This is a genomic window from Geotalea uraniireducens (assembly GCF_027943965.1).
GTDB classification, from domain to species: domain Bacteria; phylum Desulfobacterota; class Desulfuromonadia; order Geobacterales; family Geobacteraceae; genus Geobacter; species Geobacter uraniireducens.
Genome location: NZ_AP027151.1, coordinates 4,115,856 through 4,133,518 on the forward strand (window position 1 = coordinate 4,115,856; position 17,663 = coordinate 4,133,518).

The 17,663-nt window shown below is 64.5% G+C and carries 19 protein-coding genes; 1 reads left to right on the forward strand and 18 read right to left on the reverse strand.

Annotated features, from left to right (window positions below; translation table 11 throughout):
* The first annotated feature begins 33 nt into the window (after nucleotides 1-33).
* Entirely contained in the window at nucleotides 34-834 is an 801-nt protein-coding gene (locus QMN23_RS19270; protein ID WP_282000959.1) for a hypothetical protein, read from the forward strand.
* Here QMN23_RS19270 and QMN23_RS19275 read toward each other — a convergent pair.
* The 18 genes from QMN23_RS19275 to QMN23_RS19360 all read right to left on the reverse strand — a co-directional run bounded on the left by QMN23_RS19275 (nucleotide 828) and on the right by QMN23_RS19360 (nucleotide 17,631).
* Nucleotides 828-1,739, reverse strand: coding sequence for a peptidoglycan endopeptidase (locus QMN23_RS19275; protein WP_282000960.1), 912 nt, complete (start codon nucleotides 1,737-1,739; stop codon nucleotides 828-830). The genes QMN23_RS19270 and QMN23_RS19275 overlap by 7 nt on opposite strands.
* A 16-nt stretch (nucleotides 1,740-1,755) precedes the next feature.
* Nucleotides 1,756-2,088: a DUF3147 family protein gene (locus QMN23_RS19280; RefSeq protein ID WP_282000961.1), complete on the reverse strand. Its 333-nt coding sequence runs from the start codon at nucleotides 2,086-2,088 to the stop codon at nucleotides 1,756-1,758.
* A 27-nt stretch (nucleotides 2,089-2,115) separates the two neighbouring features.
* On the reverse strand, nucleotides 2,116-3,507 hold the full coding sequence (locus QMN23_RS19285; RefSeq protein WP_282000962.1) for an NADH-quinone oxidoreductase subunit N: 1,392 nt from the start codon (nucleotides 3,505-3,507) through the stop codon (nucleotides 2,116-2,118).
* A complete protein-coding gene (locus tag QMN23_RS19290; protein ID WP_282000963.1) occupies nucleotides 3,504-5,000 on the reverse strand; it encodes a complex I subunit 4 family protein in 1,497 nt (498 codons plus the stop codon). The genes QMN23_RS19285 and QMN23_RS19290 overlap by 4 nt, the downstream gene beginning before the upstream one ends.
* Nucleotides 5,000-6,904 carry an NADH-quinone oxidoreductase subunit L gene (gene nuoL / locus QMN23_RS19295; protein WP_282000964.1) on the reverse strand — a complete coding sequence of 635 codons (1,905 nt, stop codon included), beginning with the start codon at nucleotides 6,902-6,904 and terminating at the stop codon, nucleotides 5,000-5,002. Before nuoL ends, QMN23_RS19290 begins: the two co-directional genes overlap by 1 nt.
* 10 nt (nucleotides 6,905-6,914) lie before the next feature.
* Entirely contained in the window at nucleotides 6,915-7,223 is a 309-nt protein-coding gene (nuoK, locus tag QMN23_RS19300) for an NADH-quinone oxidoreductase subunit NuoK (RefSeq protein WP_282000965.1), read from the reverse strand.
* Between the two features lie 16 nt (nucleotides 7,224-7,239).
* Entirely contained in the window at nucleotides 7,240-7,728 is a 489-nt protein-coding gene (locus QMN23_RS19305; protein ID WP_282000966.1) for an NADH-quinone oxidoreductase subunit J family protein, read from the reverse strand.
* Nucleotides 7,729-7,737: 9 nt separating this feature from the next.
* Entirely contained in the window at nucleotides 7,738-7,944 is a 207-nt protein-coding gene (locus QMN23_RS19310; protein ID WP_282000967.1) for a hypothetical protein, read from the reverse strand.
* 12 nt (nucleotides 7,945-7,956) lie between these two features.
* A complete protein-coding gene (gene nuoI / locus QMN23_RS19315; RefSeq protein WP_282000968.1) occupies nucleotides 7,957-8,487 on the reverse strand; it encodes an NADH-quinone oxidoreductase subunit NuoI in 531 nt (176 codons plus the stop codon).
* A gap of 78 nt (nucleotides 8,488-8,565) precedes the next feature.
* Entirely contained in the window at nucleotides 8,566-8,988 is a 423-nt protein-coding gene (locus QMN23_RS19320; protein ID WP_282000969.1) for an ankyrin repeat domain-containing protein, read from the reverse strand.
* Between the two features lie 108 nt (nucleotides 8,989-9,096).
* Complete coding sequence (nuoH, locus tag QMN23_RS19325; protein WP_282000970.1) at nucleotides 9,097-10,095, reverse strand: NADH-quinone oxidoreductase subunit NuoH; 999 nt, start codon at nucleotides 10,093-10,095, stop codon at nucleotides 9,097-9,099.
* A 9-nt stretch (nucleotides 10,096-10,104) separates the two neighbouring features.
* Nucleotides 10,105-12,039 carry an NADH-quinone oxidoreductase subunit NuoG gene (gene nuoG / locus QMN23_RS19330; protein ID WP_282000971.1) on the reverse strand — a complete coding sequence of 645 codons (1,935 nt, stop codon included), beginning with the start codon at nucleotides 12,037-12,039 and terminating at the stop codon, nucleotides 10,105-10,107.
* A gap of 1 nt (nucleotide 12,040) precedes the next feature.
* Nucleotides 12,041-12,610, reverse strand: coding sequence for a zinc ribbon domain-containing protein (locus tag QMN23_RS19335; protein ID WP_282000972.1), 570 nt, complete (start codon nucleotides 12,608-12,610; stop codon nucleotides 12,041-12,043).
* Complete coding sequence (locus tag QMN23_RS19340) at nucleotides 12,607-13,878, reverse strand: complex I 51 kDa subunit family protein (protein ID WP_282000973.1); 1,272 nt, start codon at nucleotides 13,876-13,878, stop codon at nucleotides 12,607-12,609. The genes QMN23_RS19335 and QMN23_RS19340 overlap by 4 nt, the downstream gene beginning before the upstream one ends.
* An 82-nt stretch (nucleotides 13,879-13,960) precedes the next feature.
* Nucleotides 13,961-14,299 (reverse strand): DUF488 domain-containing protein, encoded by a 339-nt coding sequence (locus QMN23_RS19345; RefSeq protein WP_282000974.1) that lies wholly within the window; start codon nucleotides 14,297-14,299, stop codon nucleotides 13,961-13,963.
* Complete coding sequence (gene nuoE / locus QMN23_RS19350; RefSeq protein ID WP_282000975.1) at nucleotides 14,274-14,792, reverse strand: NADH-quinone oxidoreductase subunit NuoE; 519 nt, start codon at nucleotides 14,790-14,792, stop codon at nucleotides 14,274-14,276. Before nuoE ends, QMN23_RS19345 begins: the two co-directional genes overlap by 26 nt.
* A 45-nt stretch (nucleotides 14,793-14,837) precedes the next feature.
* Nucleotides 14,838-17,213: an NADH-quinone oxidoreductase subunit B/C/D gene (locus QMN23_RS19355; protein ID WP_282000976.1), complete on the reverse strand. Its 2,376-nt coding sequence runs from the start codon at nucleotides 17,211-17,213 to the stop codon at nucleotides 14,838-14,840.
* Nucleotides 17,200-17,631 carry an NADH-quinone oxidoreductase subunit A gene (locus QMN23_RS19360; RefSeq protein ID WP_282000977.1) on the reverse strand — a complete coding sequence of 144 codons (432 nt, stop codon included), beginning with the start codon at nucleotides 17,629-17,631 and terminating at the stop codon, nucleotides 17,200-17,202. Before QMN23_RS19360 ends, QMN23_RS19355 begins: the two co-directional genes overlap by 14 nt.
* Between the last annotated feature and the right edge of the window lie 32 nt (nucleotides 17,632-17,663).

Consider the following 17,663-nt stretch of genomic DNA (forward strand, 5'->3'; position numbering starts at 1 on the left):
CCGGGTTGCGTCTCCCGGCACCAGGTGAGGACTATGGGACTCGACAGCCACGCAAAAAGTGCATCGCTCGACCCGAAATTGTCACGGCGGCTCCACACGGCGCTGACCTGCGGCAAAGACGAGCTGTTCCAGATCATCCTCGATCCGTCGATGGAAGTGCTTCAGGCGTGCTGCCATAACCCGGCGCTAGACGAAATCCATCTGCAGCTCCTCCTCGAGCGGCGCGATCTGACCGAGGATTTCATCCGGAACGTTGCCCGGCTCGAAACCGTCATCGGGAGCCACAAGCTGACCGTCGCCCTAGTGCATAACCCGACCACCCCCGCCACCCTCACCATGCGGTTGCTTCCCCATCTCTACCTGTTCGAACTGGTGGACGTCTGCTACCTTCCCGGCGTCACCCCCGACCAGCGGCTGGCTGCCGAACGGGCGATCATTCAGCGCCTGCCGACTACCCCCCTTGGCAACCGGATCACCCTCGCCCGCCGCGGCACCGCCCCGATTCTCGATGCGCTGATGAAAGAAGGAGACCTGCGGGTCGTCGAACCCTGTCTCAACAATCCACGCCTCAAGGAGGCAGCGGTCTTCCAACTGGTTTCGAGCGCCCGGGCGGCCGGCGAAACGCTGGCGGTCGTCGCACGGAATCAGCGCTGGAGCAACCGGCCGAACCTGAAGGCGGCGCTGCTGAAAAACCCCAATACTCCCCTGGCGCTGCTCCCGACGCTGCTGGCGTCAACCCCATTCCCCGAGCTCAAGAATCTGGCCGCCTCCGAGCGGCTCGGCCCCGAGCGCAAACGACTGGCCCGGGCCGAACTGAAGCGCCGCGGCTACTGATACCAGCGCCGGACGACGAAGGTCTTCCCCCCCGGGCGGTCCTCGTACCGGTCGGCCGGCACCCGCCCCCGCATGATTTCCGCCAGCACCTCAGCAAGCGGCCTGACCAGCACGCCATCGTGCTGTGCCACCCCCGGGCCGTAGTCGAGACGGCTCTCGATGGCCCGGTCCCGGTCGAGGACAATGATCACGTGCCCCTTCCAGACGAGCAGATCGAGCGGCTGGAGACGCTGGCGAAGCTGCGCCGCCGTCAGCCCGGCGGCCGGTACCCCCTGGCCGTAGGCGAGCAGCGCACTGGTGTTGCGCGGCGTAAAGCCGTCCGTCGCTTCGTAGAGGAGCCCCGAGCAGTCGACCCCCTGCAGGATCCAGCGCCGCGTCGCGTCAGCCGAAAGCGGCACGTCCGGCGGATAGTACTCCAGCAGCTCCGGCACGCCCAGCCGGACATTCCCCCCCCAGACATACCGGCTCCCCTGGGCCGCCAGCAGCCGCCCGATGATCTCGGCCGCAGCGGGGAGCCGCGCCTGGCGCGCCGGCGGCGGGGACGCCGCCAGGCGGACGAAGCGGCTGTCGATGAAATAGCCGGTGGTCGACGGATAGGGGTAGGCGTCAGTGGTTACCCGGTAGATAGTCGCCGCACCGTCCCGACGCATCTCGCGAAGGATGAAGACCGTACCGGGCAGGGCAATGAACTCCAGTGCCCGGAGCTGTCCCTGCGGATCGGTGCGGAGGGTCTTGCCGTCCCGGCAGCCGAACACGCCGGCAAAATCGGCGGTGTTGAGCACCGGACAGGGGCGGAGCGCCACCGCGTAGGGCTGGGGCGGCGGCGACGCCACCCCGGCGGCCGGCGCAAGAGTCAATAGCAGCAACATGAACATCCGGGCGACCATCGGCAAGGAGACCGGCATAACGGATCCTTTCAGGCTAACGCAGGAAATAGTGGTGAACCGCCGCTCCCGCAAGCCAGACGCCGAAGCTGGCCGCCAGGACCAGCGACAGCGGAAGGTGACGGCGGAAAAGAAGGTGGGCGACGACGAAAAAGAGAATCGTCGGAATGATCCCCCACAGCACCCCTTTGGTGTATTCGGTCATCAGCCGGTAGTCGCCCGGCTGATCACTCCAGAGCCAGAGCAGGACAAGCAGGCTGATGAGCGGCATCGTGGCGATCAGGCCGCCAAGAGTCGGGTAACGCTTGCCGATCTGGGAGCAGGCAACGATAACTGCCAGGCTGGCCATTGCTTTGACGAACAGCTGCATCGGGGGAAACGCCTCCGTGAGGGATGCCTAACGGAGCACCGCCGCCACCAGGTCGAAGAGCGGGGCGGGATAGATGCCGAGCGCCACGATGGCCAGGCTCGCCAAGGCGAGGGCCGCCGCTTCCGGGACTGTCGGCGCCTCCCCTTCGCCTTCTCCGGCAGCAGAGCGCATATAGAGGTTCACCACTACCCGCAGGTAGTAATAGGCAGAGGTGGCGGCAGTGAGGATGCCGATAACCGCCAGGGCAACTTCACCGCTCCGGATGGCGGCAAAGAAGATGGCAAACTTGCCGGCAAAGCCGACCGTCGGCGGGATTCCAGCCAGGGCGAACATTGCCAGGGCCAGTACCGCGCCATGCACTGGCTGCCGATAGCCGAGTCCCCGGTAGTCCTCCACCAGCTCCCGGGAGCCGGTCTTCTCCAGCGAAGCAATCACCCCGAAGGCCGCAAGATTCATCGCCGTGTAGGCCACCGCATAGAAAGCGGCCGCCTCGTAGCCCCGCTCGCCGCTCAACAGTGCCAGGGCCACATAGCCCATCTGGGCGACCGACGAATAGGCGAGCAGCCGCTTCAGGTTGGGTTGAAGCAGTGCTGCCAGGTTGCCGACGGTCATCGACAGGAAGGCGAGCAGCCAGAGCGGGAGGCGAAGCGGGCCGAGGGCCGCCAGGTGGGGGAGAAGGAGCAGCAGGAAGGCGATGGCCGCCCCCTTCGAGCCGGTGGAAAGAAAGGCCACCACTGGGGTGGGCGCCCCTTGGTAAACGTCCGGAGTCCAGAGATGGGCAGGGACGAGCGAAATTTTGAACGCCAGCCCGGCCAACAGGAATCCCCAGCCGGCCAGGGTCGGGCCGGTGAGGGCCGCTCCCGCTGCCCCGGTGATGTAGAGAGTGCCGCTGCCGGCATAGATCAGGGCGATGCCGAAGGCAATAAATGCGGCGGAGATGGCACCGAGAAGGAGATACTTGAGTCCCGCTTCGGCCGATGTCGGCCGGGTCCGGTCGTAGGCGACCAGGATGTAGAAGGCGAAGGTGAGCGACTCCAGTCCGAGGAACAGATTGAGCAGGGTGGCCGAGGAAACGAGCACCGTCATGCCGAAGGCGGCGAAGAGGATGGTCGCCGGATATTCCTCGCCGTTCATCCCCGGCCGGCAGAGATAGTCGTGGGAGAGGAGCAGAGTGATAGCGGCGGTGACCATGAAGAGGACGATGAACAAGCGGCTGAAGGGGGTAAACGCCACCCCGAGGGCCGGTAGTGTCGTCTGCGGCGGAACCTGCAGCGCCCAAAGCGCCGCGCCGAGGCAGGCGACCACCCCAACCACCGTGCCGTAACGGCCAGGGAGCACCGCGCCGCAGAGGAGGATGACGAGACTGCCGCAGACAAGGATCAGGAGCGGCATGAGGGGCCACAGATCGAGCAGCGTCATTGGCCCCCCCCCACGCCGGTCAGCAGGCCCACCGGAACCCTGAGCAGATCGAGCAGCGGTTTCGGATGGCAGCCGAGATAGATGTCAATGGCGGCCATCACCGCCAGGATCGCCCCCTCGCGCCACGACACGTCGCTCAATGCCAGCGGGCGCCGTTCGGTCTGGAACAGCACCTCCTGAACGAGCCGTACCGTATAGATCAGCGGCAGGACAATGCCGATGAAGGCAATAACCACCGCCGCCGGCATCGTCGGGAAGGTGCCGACCAGGATCAGGAACTCGCCGACGAAGTTGTTGAGTCCGGGCAGTCCGGCCGATGCCATGGCAAAGAGGAGAAAGAAGAAGGCATAGACCGGCACCTTCCCCCATAATCCACCGTAGGCGGCGATTTCCCGGGTATCTGCCCGTTCGTCGAGCATCCCGACCAGGGCGAACAGCGCGCCGGTAGTGACCCCGTGATTGACCATCTGCAGGATCGAGCCCGACAGCGCCACCGGTGTCCACGAGGCGATCCCGAGGGCGACGAAGCCCATGTGGCCGACACTGGAGTAGGCGACCATCCGTTTCATATCCTCCTGGGCGAAAGCAACCCAGGAGGCGTAAATGATGCCGATTACCGCCAGCAGGGCAAGGAGCGGGGCGAAGGCGCGGGCCGTCTCCGGAAAGAGCGGATAGCCGAAACGGACCAGGCCGTAGGCGCCAGTTTTGAGCAGCAGGCCGGCAAGGATGACGCTACCAGCGGTCGGGGCATCGGTATGCGCATCGGGAAGCCAGGTATGGAGCGGGAAGAGCGGAAACTTGATGGCGAAGGCGAAGAGAAAGGCGGCAAAGAGCCAGGGAGCGGCGGCAGTGCCGAGCCTGGCCTGGGTAAGCAGCGGCAGCGCGAAGGTGTAGACGCCGGTCCGGTCGCCATGGATGAGATAGACGCCGATGATTGCCAAGAGCATCAGCAACGAACCGGTCAGGGTATAGAGAAAGAACTTCACCGCCGAATAAATCCGCCGGCCATGCCCCCAGATGCCGATCAGGAAGAACATCGGCACCAGCATCACCTCCCAGAACAGGTAAAAGAGGAACAGGTCCAGCGCCAGGAAGACCCCGACAATACCGCTCTCCATCACCAGGATCAGCAGATAGTGGAGGGGAGCCCGTTCATGAATGCTCCGCCAGGAGACCAGCAGGGCAATAACGGTAATGAAGGCGGTCAAGGCCACTAACAGCAAGCTGATCCCGTCCATCCCGAGCAGGTAGCCGATGCCGAAGCGGTCGATCCAGGGGGCGCTTTCCCAAAGGAAGAACCCGGGCGGCGCACCCGGCGGCCGCGGCAGCCCCCCGGCGACGGCGAGGAGCCAACCGGCGAGCGCCAGTTCGGCCAGCGCCACCCCCAGCGCCAGCGGTCGGAGCAACCGACGGCAGTTCCAGAGCGGTAGAATCAACAGCCCGCCGAGCAGCGGGAGAAACGTCAGGATCGTCAGGAGCGGCAGCTGTCCCATCAGAGCACCATCCACGCCAGGTAACCAATGATCAGGGCCATGCCGGCGGCAAAGCTGAGGATGTAGACCGACACCCGGCCGCAGTTCCAGCGGCCCAGCCCCTGGCCGACCTTGCCGAAACCAGCCGCCAGCCGGTCGAGCGAATCATCGATCACCCCTTCGTCGACCCGCCGCCAGAGCAGTCCGGCCAGGAATTCATAAGGACGGATCAGCAGGAACCGATAGAGGTTGTCGACATACCAGCCGTGCAATAGAAAAGCGGTCAGGCCGGTCGGCGGCGCCGCCGCGGCAACGAGCCGGTCCTGACGCCGGGCGCCGCCGTAACGGAGATGGGCGGCGGCAAACCCGACCAGGCAGGCAAAGGCGGCAATCCCCTGCAGAAGCAGTTCGGTGCCGGAGGCAAGCCGGCTCCCGCGGCCAGCGGCCAGCGGAGCAAGGAAGCGGCCGAGCCATCCTTCACCGAGATATTCGGGCACGTTCAGCACGACCCCAGCCAAGGCCAGTAGCGCCAGCGGCACGAGCATCACCTCCATAACCCGCGGCACCGGCCCGGTATGCCCCTGCTCAGCGGCCTCCTCATGGGAGGCGCCGGTCGGTTCGCCGCCGAAGACCAGGTAGAGCATCCGGAACGTATAGAACGAGGTGATCAGGGCGGTGAGCAGCCCAACGAGGTAGAGGCAGCCATAGAGTCCCCCACCCTTGGCCCAGACCGCGCCGAGAATGGCATCCTTGCTGAAAAAACCGCCGGTCAGCGGCACGCCGGCAAGGCAGAGTGCCCCGGCCAGAAAGGGCCAGAAGGTGGCCGGCAACCGGCGGCGGAGTCCACCCATCCGGAATATGTCCTGTTCGTGGTGCATGGCGGCAATGACACAGCCGGCGCCGAGGAAGAGCAGCGCCTTGAAGAAGGCATGGACCAGCAGATGGAAGGTGGCGGCAGTAACGGCCCCGGCCCCAACGCCAAGCATCATGTAACCGATCTGGCTGATGGTCGAGTAAGCGAGCACCCGCTTCAGATCCCGCTGGGCCACGGCGCAGCTGGCACCGTAGAAGGCAGTGGCCGCGCCCGTCACGGCGATGGCGGCCATGACGATTGAGGAGAGGCCGAACAGCGGCTGCATCCGGGCCAGCAGGTAAACGCCGGCGGTGACCATGGTAGCGGCATGGATCAGCGCCGAGACGGGCGTCGGGCCGGCCATGGCGTCGGGGAGCCAGACCATCAGCGGCACTTGGGCCGATTTCCCCATCGCTCCGGCAAGGAAAAGCAGGCCGAGGGCGGTGATCACGCTTCCCGGCATCAGAAATCCCATCTGATTGATCTGGCTAATCGACTCGGTGTGGAAAAGAAGAAAGCACCAGACAATGCCGATCCCGAAGGCGGTATCGCCAATCCGGGTGGTGATGAACGCCTTGCGACCGGCGGTGGCATTGCGCGGCTCCCGATACCAGAAGCCGATCAGGGCGTAGGAACAGAAGCCGACCCCTTCCCAGCCGAGATAGAGGAGCGGCAGGTTGGCAGCCAGCACCAGCACCAGCATGGCGAAGACGAAGATGTTGAGCAGAGCGAAAAAGCGAACGTAGTTCGGGTCCTCAGCCATGTAACCGACGGCGTAGACGTGAATCAGTCCACAGACGAAGGTGATCATCAGGATCATCGTCAGCGACAGCGGATCGAGATAAAGCTCGAGCGGCGCGGCAAAGTCGAAGTCAGCCAGCCAGCTCGCCAGGGTGACTTGTTCGGCCCCTCGGTAGGCAAGGAAGGCGAGCAGAGCAGAGCCGAACGCCCCCCAGACCACGCCGCAGGCAAGGACTTCGCAAAGCCGGCGTGGCAGTTTCCGCCCGGCCAGGGCGTTGACGGCACCGCCGAGGAGAGGGAGCAGGAGTATGAGGGCAAGGTAGAGTTTCATGCAATACCCGTCAGTCTTTCAACTCGTTGAACTCGTCGGCCGCAACGGTTTTTTTCCGCCGGTGGAGATAGACCACCATCGCCAGGGCAAGCGAGACTTCGGCGGAGGTCATTGCCATGATCAGCAGGGCGAACACCTGGCCGTCGGCCATTCCCCAGCGGGAGGCCCCGCCGACGAAGGCGAGCATCGCCGCGTTAAGCATGATCTCGATGCCGATCAGCAGCATGATCAGATTCATCCGCCAGACCACTACGCAGATCAGACCCAGGACAAAGAGAATCCCCGCCAGGATCAGAATATGGGCCAACGGCACGATCATCGGTACGCCCCTCTGCTCACTTCTCCCTCCGTTTCCCCAGGTAGAGGGCGCCCACCAGGGCGAAGAGCAGCTGCATCGAAATCACTTCCACTGCCAACCCGTATTTCCGGAACAGGGCCACGGCGAACTCCGTTACCCCGATACCGCCCCCGCCTGCGGCGACCGGTTGGGATTTGACAACCAGCGTGGCGGCGGCCGCAACCGTCACCCCCCCGAGGACCAGTGCCGGCCACCAGTCGCCGATTCCCGGCCGCTTCGCCTTCTCCGGATGCCCGAGATCGAGCATCATGATGACGAAGAGGAAGAGAACCATGATGGCACCGGCATAGATGATCACCTCGAAGACCGCCACCACCGGGGCGCCGAGGAGGAAAAACAACACTGCCAGGGCGAAGAATGACGTAACCAGATAGACAATGGCATGCACGGCATGCTTCTCGGTAATCGAAAAGACCGTGGCAATAACCATCACTGCAGCCAGAATGTAGAACAGGAGTTGCGTCATGCCGCTTGTTCACTCTCCGTTTCCGCTTTTGCCGACGAACATCAGGAGCAAGGTCGCCAACAAGGCTATGGGGATGCTGTAGCCACACGCCACATAAAGCGAATCCCCGAGACCAATCGTGGGGTTGGTTCGTTGCAGGTAGAGCTGGAACAGCAGCGCCACCCCAAAAAACACTAGGAACAAGCCGAGGAATTTCCGCCCCCGTTTGCCAAGCATGTCACCATCCCCCTATGGCAGCAGCCCCCGTACATCCACCGGCGCGTCTTCCCCTGCGCCGGCACCCCGCGGTTGGGCTACACCGATGCCGGCATGGCGGTAAAAGTTGTACTCCGGGTCTTTGCCACCGTTGTCGATCAGCAAGTCTTCCTTTTCATATACCAGTTCCATGATCTCTCGTTCGCAGATTTCATAGTCGGGAGACATCTGGATCGCCATCGTTGGGCAGGCCTCGGCACAGAGGCCGCAGAAGATGCAGCGTGAGAAGTTGATCCGGAACCAGCGCGCATAGCGTCTCCCCCCCTCGCCCTCGGCCGCCTCCATCGAAATGCAGTCGACGGGGCAGGCCGCCGAGCAGAGATAGCAGGCAACGCACCGCTCGCCGCCTTCAGGGTCCCTGGTCAGGACAATCCGCGCCCGATAGCGGGGTGGTGGGGTCCGCTTGACGTCCGGGTACTCGATCGTCACCGCCCGGCGAAAGATATGCTTCCAGGTAACGAGGAAGCCGCTCGATAGCGCTTTTAAATCGTTCAGAATGGACATGGTGTTGCGGGGCAACAGCCCCGCCGGTCTCCCTTTGCCGGTTACGGGCGGACGTGCCGTCCGCCCGTCGTCAGATAATCATACCATCGCTTTGGCTCGTTGCGCCTTTCTGAGCAGATCGAGGGTGTCGGGATGCCCGTTGGCTTCCGCATAGGTCAGGGCCGTGTTTCCCAGCTTCATCTTGGCATTGACGTCGGCACCCGCCGTGAGCAGGTACTCGATGCATTCGTTGCAGCCATAATTCGCCGCCAGCATCAGCGGGGTATGCCATTCGTGATCCCGGGCATCCACATCGGCTCCGGCTTCGAGCAGGATCTTGATCGCCTGGGCATGGCCGTTGGCCGCGGCGTAGTGGAGGGGAGTCTTCCCTTTGTCACTCTTCGCCTCAAGCTCGGCGCCCCGATTCAGCAGGTCGCCAATCACCTCCAAATCCCCCCCCTTGGCGGCATCGATGAGGGGAGTGTGCCCATTCTTGTCCTTCGCATTGACATTTTCAACCATGACGCTTCCTCCTTTGAGTTCAGAGATCGGCTGTTTAGGGGTCAATGACTGCGCAACGTGCCAGGCTGTTCCGTACGACGGTGGTCGTGGACACCTCCTTTCGGTTTATCAGTATCTTCCGGTGATCATCAGCCACCAGCCGGTGGCCAGAATATTGATGAGCGCCAACGGCGTCAACAGCTTCCAACCGAGATGCATCAACTGGTCATAGCGAAGCCGCGGCAGGGTACCGCGCATCCAGATGAAGAAGAAGGCAAAGGCCAGCGTTTTCACCGCGAACCAGACGAACGGCGGCAGTAGCGGGCCGTGCCAGCCGCCGAGAAAAAAAGTCGTCGCCAGGCCACCCAAGACGATGATGTTGATATACTCGCCGACGAAGAACAGGCCGAAGCGCATCCCCGAATACTCGGTGTGGAAACCGGCCACTAGCTCCCCTTCCGCTTCCGGGATGTCGAAGGGGATCCGCTTGCACTCCGCGGCGATGCTGATCAGAAAGATGACAAAGGCCAGTGGCTGGTAGACGACAAACCAGACCTGCTCCTGGGCGGCGACAATCTTCGACAGCCGGAGCGAGCCGGCCAGCATCACCGTCGGCACCAGCGACAATCCCATCGACAACTCGTAGGAGATCAGCTGGGCCAGGCCGCGGATGGCGCCGAGCAGGGCATACTTAGAATTGGACGCCCAGCCGCCGAGGGCCACCCCGTAGACGGCGATGGACGAGAGCGCCATGAAGAAGAGCAGCCCCACGTTCAGGTCGGCGACCTGCAGCGGCACCTCCCGGCCGAACAGGGTCACCGGCGCGCCGAAGGGAATCACCGCAAAGGTAAGGATCGCCGGGATCGCCGCCATCGCCGGCGCCAAGTAGAAAAGCCACTTGTCCGCACCGGCCGGCCGGAAATCCTCCTTGGTCAGCAGCTTGATCAGGTCCGCCAGCGGCTGCAAAAGCCCGAACGGCCCCACCCGGTTCGGCCCTTTCCGGTCCTGGATCCAGGCCAACAGCCGTCGTTCGGCGAAGACCAGATAGGCCGCCAGCGTCAGCACGACAAAGAAAATCAGGGCGATCTTTGCCAAGTGAATGGCTATGTCGAGGGCTAGCGATGACATGTGGAACGATTATTCTCCCTCATTTCCCAACCTGATCCCTTCGCTCTCCGGATCGAGCTTCCGCAACGGCTCCCAGCGGCCGGTGAAAAGTTCCGCGGCCGCATCGCCGCCGAAGCGTTCCGCCAGGTCGGCAAGAATCCGCCAGGCAGGACGAAGCTCCCCGCCGGGCGGCACATGGCGGGGCAGCCGGGGCGGGTGGAATGGCGCCGGCTTGTCGGGGGAGGCGTGGTAGCGAGCCGGCAGCCCGCGGATCGGCAACCCCGGCGCCATCGCCTTGTCGAACCGCTGCGCGCGCCCCTCGTAGTTGACGAACGTTCCGGCGCTCTCCACCCAGGCAGCAGTGGGGAGGACAATTCCGGCATGGCGGACGGCTTCCGTCGGCTGCCAGTCGAAGGCGGCCACGAACGGGACGCCGGCGAGCAGCGCCTCGGGGATATCGGCCTCCACGGCAAGAATCCCCTTCACGGTGCCGGCGGCCACTGCCTCAGCCAGGGCGACCGCCCCCTCCTCTCCTGCCAGAATCCCGGCACCAAAGGCATTGGGACCTGAGAAGAGACAGGCGATTTTGGCCTCGGCCCGGGCCAGTACCTCAAGGTCGGCAGCATGGGTTCTGCTGCCGCAGATGATCACGGGACGCTCGAAGATTGCCAGCGGCACCTCTTCGATGATGCTGAGTTCGATGGCTTCGATGGCGACGGTCCTGGTCTGCTCCAGCGGCGCATGCTCCCCCACCAGGAAGACCGGCGCGCCGTTTCGCCATGCCTGCCGGACCGCCAGAAGCATCATCGGCCCCTCGTCCCGGAGGTCCGATTCGAAAATGACGACACAGTCGGACTTTCGCACCTCCGCCATGGAGGCACTGCGCTCGCCGGTAAAGAGGGAAACGGCAGCGATGGCCCGCGTCGCTTCTTCCCCGTCGACAAAATAGCAGAGCTTACCGGCACCGAGGAGTCCGGCCAATCGTGCCAAGAGGATGTTCCCCTCCAGGGAGAGGCGCGACGAACCGACCACCGCCAGGCTCTCCGGCCCATAGAGGTCGCCCAGTTCGCCAAGCCGTAGCGTCAAGGCGTCGAGAGCTTCGTCCCAGGACCTTTCCTCCCCGTCCACCAACGGGGTTCGCGGCCGGGCCGGGTCGTTCACCGGAGCAGTGGTGAAACGGCCCCGGTCACAGAGGAAGGGGCCATTCACCGCCCGGTTCTCCCGGGCAATGGTCTTCAGAAGCTCCCGGTAGCGGGCCGCCGGGACGGTGTTGCAGCCGAGCGAGCACCAGGGGCAGACCGACGGCGCCATCTCGTAATCCCAGTAGCGGGCCCGGAAGCGGGCCGGCTTGTCGGTGAAGACCCCGGTCGGACAGATGTCGACCAGATTCCCCGAGAACGGCGACTCCAGCGCTCCCTCGGCGAAGCGGCCGTAGTAAACGCGGCGGGCGCTCCCCAGGACGCCGAAGTCGCTGCCGCCGGCATACTCCTGATAGAAACGGACGCAGCGGTAGCACTGGATGCAGCGGTTCATCTCGTGCTGGATGTACGGCCCCAGGTCCTGGTTGACGTGGGTCCGCTTCTTCCCCTCGTAGCGGCGGATGCCGTGACCGCCGGCGACAGTGTAATCCTGGAGGAGACACTCCCCTCCCTCGTCGCAGACCGGGCAGTCGTGGGGATGGTTGGTCATCAGCCATTCGATGACCAGGCTCCGCATCTTCAGCGCTTCGGGATCGGTGGTGGACACCACCATCCCGTCCTGGGCCGGCAGCATGCAGGACATCTGGATCCCCTTGACCGGCCCGTCGAGCAGCTTCACCGCGCAAAGCCGGCAGGCGCCGACACTTCCCAACGCCGGATGGTAGCAGAAATGCGGAATCCAGATCCCGACGCTCTTCGCCGCCTCCAGAACGCTGGTGCCGGCGGGAACTTCCACCGCTATGTGGTCGATAATCAGTTTGGGCATGTCAGAGGATAATCACCCGGGGCGCCGCCCCTTTGTCGTAGTTGAGTGCCAGCACCAGGTATCCCCAGCCGAGGGTGATAACGATGCCGATGCCGAACAGCAGGGCGCCGGCCGCCGCAAAAATGCCGCCGATCACCACCGCCAGCAACCAGTTGACGAAACCGGTCCTGACCGTTTCAAAACTCCAGCGGAACGCTGCCATGAATTTCATCTGCCGGTCGACGATCGCATAAATCCCCGGCGTTATCGCAACCAGCAGGACAAAACCGGCCACCTGGCCGAACACCGGCACGTGCATCAGCACGAACTGGGCGGCAACCACCAGCAGCAGGTAGACCAGCAGGTCGCCAAAACAGTCCCAGGCGCCGAACAGCTCGCCCGGCCGGGCCTTTCCCCCCCGGGCCACCTTGAGGATCTGTCGGGTATAGCCGGCGGCAAAGCCGACGTTGGCCAGCGGGATCCAGGCCACGAGGGCGAAAACCAGCGAGAGGAGCAGCAGGTCGCCGAAGTTCTCCCGCCAAAGCGTTGTCGCCCGGTTGATGAGCCCGCCGAAATCGTCGTCCACCGTCATTGCCGCCCCCCGAGCGGGCACCGCTTCCGGACGATGTGCTCGCGAATCTCGTCCTCGAACAGCCGCAGCAGCCCCTCCACCGGCCCCATGGCACCGGGAGCCAGGGCGCAGAAGGCATTGTTGAGGTAGTGGACATGCTCCCGAAGCAGGGTGATATGCTCTTCCGTTCCCGTGCCGGCTTCGAGGCGGGCCAGAATGTCCCGGACGTACGGCAGCCCCTCCCGGCAGGGGGTGCACCAGCCGCACGACTCCCGGGCGTAGAATTCGATCATGTTCAGGGTTGCCGCCACCATGCAGGTTTCCTGACCGAACACGACGATACCGCCGGTGCCGAGCCGTGAGCCGGCCCGCGCCACCGTATCGAAATCGAGCGGCAGGCCCCAGTGCTCCCGGGTCAGATACGGGGTCGAAGCCCCGCCGGGGATGCATGCCTTGAAAGTCCGGCCCGGCAGCATGCCGCCACAAGGACCGTCGATGATCTCGCCCAGGGTCGTCCCGAGCGGCAATTCGAAGCAGGCGGTGTGCCGCACCTGGCCGCTGACGCAAAAGAGCTTCGTCCCGGCCGCCCCGGGAATCCGGGCCAGCCCTTTGAACCAGCCGGCGCCGTTGGCGACGATCGCCGGAATATTGGCCAGGGTCTCCACGTTGTTCACCACCGTCGGCCGGCCCCAGAGCCCCTTCACTGCCGGGAACGGCGGTTTGGAACGCGGGTTGGCCCGGCGCCCCTCCAGGGCGTTCATCAGTGCCGTCTCTTCGCCGCAGATGTAGCGCCCCGCCGACTGGTGGACGTCAATTCCGAGCGAAAAGCCGGAGCCGAGGATGTTTTTCCCGAGCAGTCCGGCGGCCGTCGCCTCGGCAATGGCCCGGCGGCAGTTGGCGGCCGCCTCCTCGTAACCGCGGCGGATGAAGATGAAGGCATGGGCCACGCCGATGGCGTAAGCGGCCAGCACCATCCCCTCGATCAGCGAATAGGGGTTCGCTTCCAGCAGGACCCGGTCCTTGTAGGTTCCCGGCTCCATCTCGTCGCAGTTGCAGATCAGGTAGCGGGGCCCGGGGAGGTCGCGGGGGACGAAGGACCACTTCTTGCCGGTCGGAAAGCCGGCACCGCCACGGCCACGGAGGTTCGAATCGATCACCGTCTGCTGGACATCGTTGGGCGACATGCCGGAGAGGGCTTTCTCCAGGGCCGCAAAGCCCCCCTCGGCCCGGTATTCGGCGAAGGTCACGCACCGGCCGGGCCGGTTATGGCGAAAAAGCACCTGTTCCATCAACACCTTTTCTTTGCCACCGAGGGCTCCGGAACCATGAAATCACCACTCCACCCCGGCAGAGCTGGTCCGGCCTCGACAGCTAATCGAGCAGTTCTTTCAACACCACGGCATTGTTGTGCGCTACGTCATGGGCGGCGAAGAGGAGAGTCACCGGCCCCTGGCCGGCCAGCGCCCGGAGCCGCGCCATGGATTCCGGCCGGCCAGCCAGCTCCTGCCGGTAGCGCTCCCGGAACTCCTCCCAGCGGGCCGGATCATGGCCGAACCATTTTCGCAATTCGTCGCTCGGCGCAAGCTCCTTCAGCCAGGCGTCGAGCCGCGCCTTCTCCTTCGTCAGCCCGCGGGGCCAGAGCCGGTCCACCAGTATCCGCAGCCCGTCGGCTGCTGCCGGTTCGTCATAGACCCGCTTGATCCTGACCATGGTCCGCTCCTTTCGCGGCACCGACCGCCTCCCGCTCCCGGCGGAGAATCTCCTCGGCCCGCTCCGGCGTTACCCGGCCGTAGAGGGTGTCGCCAATCATCATCGTCGGCCCTTCGCCGCAATTGCCCAGGCAGCAGCAGGGGAGGAGGGTGAAAACGCCGTCGGCCGTCATCCCGCCCGGCGCCACCCCGAGGTGCTCCGCCAGGAAATTCATCAACGTCACCCCACCGACCGCCCAGCAGGAGATGGAATCGCAGACGTGAATCACCCGCCGCCCGACCGGCCGGCGATAGATCATCTCATAGAAGGTCGCCAGCTCCTCCACCTGGAGCGGGGTAAGCCCGAGCAGTTCCGCCGCCTCCCGCACCGCCTCGTCGGTCAGCCAGCCGTAATGGCGCTGGAGCTCCTTCATGACGTCCACCGCCGCCTCGCGGTTGGTGACGGCATGGGCGACCCGGGCCTGCAACTCATGTCTCAACGCTTCAGGTATCAAGGTTTCTCCAGCACGGGGCAATTATACCCCCCGTAGCTCCTTCCCTCACCGATCCAGGTCCGCCAGGACGAAATCGATCGACCCGATGATGGCGAGAAAATCCGCCACCAGCCACCCCCGGCAGAGCACCGGCAACGCCTGGATATGGGGGAAGCTCGGTGTCTTGATCCGTACCCGGTAGGGGACGTTGATCCCGTCGGAGACGACGAAGTAGCCGTTCTCCCCCTTCGGCGCCTCAATGGCATGGTAGGTTTCCCCCCGGGGGGGCGCCATGCCGCGCGTCGCATTGATGAAGTGATGGATGAGCGATTCGATATCGTGCAGGGTATCCCGTTTCTGCGGCAGCACGTAGCGATAGTCATCGGTAATCCAGCGCCCGCCCGGCATCTCCCGGGCCGCCTGATGGACGATGTGCAGCGACTGGCGAATCTCCTCCAGGCGGACCAAGTAGCGGGCCAGGCAGTCGCCCCCCTCGGCGGTTGCCACCTCGAAATCGAAGCGGTCGTAGCCGGCGTAGGGAATCTTCTTGCGCAGATCCCAGGCAAAGCCGCAGGCGCGAAGGTTCGGCCCGCTCAACCCCCAGTCGATCGCCTCTTCCCGGGAGATCGTCCCGACACCCCGCAGACGGGCCAGAAAGATCGGGTTGCCGTTGAGCAGCGCCTCGTATTCCTTGAGCCGCCCCGGCATCCAGGCAAGGAAGTCGCTGACCGCCGTCTCCCACCCGCCGGGAAGGTCTTCGGCAACCCCGCCGATCCGGAACCAGGAAGGGTGCATCCGACCACCGGTAATCAATTCGATGATGTCGAAGATCTTTTCCCGGTCGGTGAAGGTGTAGAAGACCGGCGTCATCGCCCCGACATCGGCGGCAAAGGTGCCGAGCCAGACCAGGTGGCTGGCGATCCGGAACAGCTCCGCCAGCATCACCCGGATATGAATGGCCCGGTCCGGGACGGTGATGCCGCAGAGGCGTTCGACGCTGGTCACGTAGGCCAGGTTGTTCTGCACCCCGGCCAGGTAGTCGATCCGGTCGGTATAGGGGATGAACTGGTTCCAGTGCTGGCGTTCGCCGATTTTTTCCGCCCCCCGGTGGTGATAGCCGATGTCGCTATCCATGTCGACGATCTCTTCGCCGTCCAGCTTGAGCACGAAGCGGATGATGCCGTGGGTGCCGGGATGCTGGGGGCCGAGATTGAGGATCAGCGTCTCCTCGTCGACCCGATCGAAGAAATCGGCGCCGGGGAGCGGCTGGTGACGCCGGGCGTCCGCCGTGGTGTAAGGGGGCATTTCGGTGGCCCGAAACGGGTGTTCCTTGCGCAGCGGGTGCCCCTGCCAGTCGGGCGGCATCAGGATCCGGCGCAGGTCCGGATGGCCGGCAAAACGGATACCGTACATGTCGTACACTTCCCGCTCGTACCAGGCGGCGGCGGGCCAGACGGTCGTGGCGCTCGGCAACTCGGGGTAGGCGCCTTCCAGTTCGGTTTTCAGACGGAGATGACCGGGGATATCGAAATTGAGGAGGTGATAGTTGACGGTGAAATCCTTGAACCGTTCCCGTTCCCGGCGGCACGACTCGTCCACGGCGGCAATGTCTTCCAGGCGCCGGAAAGGGGCGGTCGGCCGGTGCTTCAGGTATTTCAGCACCTCCGGCACCAAGTCCGCCGGACAGCGGTAGGTGAGCATGTCGGTGGCGGTCGGATCGGCCACCACCCGCCGCTCGAAGATCGTCTCCAATTCGCCGGCGAGGCCGAAATCGGGGTAGGGGTGGCGGGGAGCCGGCGGCCGCCACATTTCGTCGGAGCGGGCCATCCGGAAAGCGGGCTGCTGGACCGAGGTGCCGCGAATGGCGATCCCTTCCATGCCGGGACCCCGGGTATCGCGGGACTTGGTTTCGCCATCCACCAGCACCGGCCGGGTGGTCCCCTGGCTGCCGCCCGGCAGGTGGAGGACGGTTCGGGCCGGCCGCTCGTCGCGGCGGATCTTCTCCTGCAGCAGGAGAAGCCCCTGAAGGAACGCCTCAGGGCGTGGCGGGCAGCCGGGGACGTGGACATCCACCGGGATGATCTGGTTCACCCCCTGGACCACGCTGTAGACGTCGTACATACCGCCGGAATTGGCGCAGCTCCCCATGGAGATCACCCATTTCGGCTCGGCCATCTGCTCGTAGAGGCGAAGGATCGACGGGGCCATCTTCTTGAAGACGGTGCCAGCGATCACCATCAGGTCGGCCTCGCGGGGGGTACCGCGGAGCACCTCGGCGCCGAAACGGGAGATGTCGTGGCGGGAGGTAAAGGACGTCATCATTTCGACGAAGCAGCAGGACAGGCCGAAAAACATCGGCCAGAGGGAGTTGGCCCGTCCCCAGTTGATCAGGTCGTCAAGACGGGTCAGAATGATATTCTGGTAGATCTCATTCTCCGCCACGGCCCCTCCGTTCCCGGGACGGCCCCCAGTCGAGCCCCCCTTTCAGCCAGAGCCAGACCAAACCGAGGAGCAGGATGACAATGAAGAAGGTGATGTGCAGCAGGCCGGCGAGGCCGAGCGGCCGCCGGGCGACGGCCCAGGCGAAGATGAAGGCTGCCTCGACGTCGAAGACGATGAAGAAGATGGCGATCAGATAAAAGGGAACCGGATAGGCGAGCCGGGCACTGCCGGTCGGGATGACCCCCGATTCGTAAGGAATTTCCTTGTTGCGCGAGGTTGAGCCGCCGCCGAGCCACCAGGCGACCAGCAGCAAGATGCCGATCAGCAGGGTTGCCGCCGCCGTGTAGAGCGCCAGAGGGAGGAACTCGGGCGGCAGGGCCGAGAGGGAGAAGGTTTGGGCTGGAGTGGCATGAGGCATTCTACTCTCCCTTGGTCGAGTGAAATGCTGAG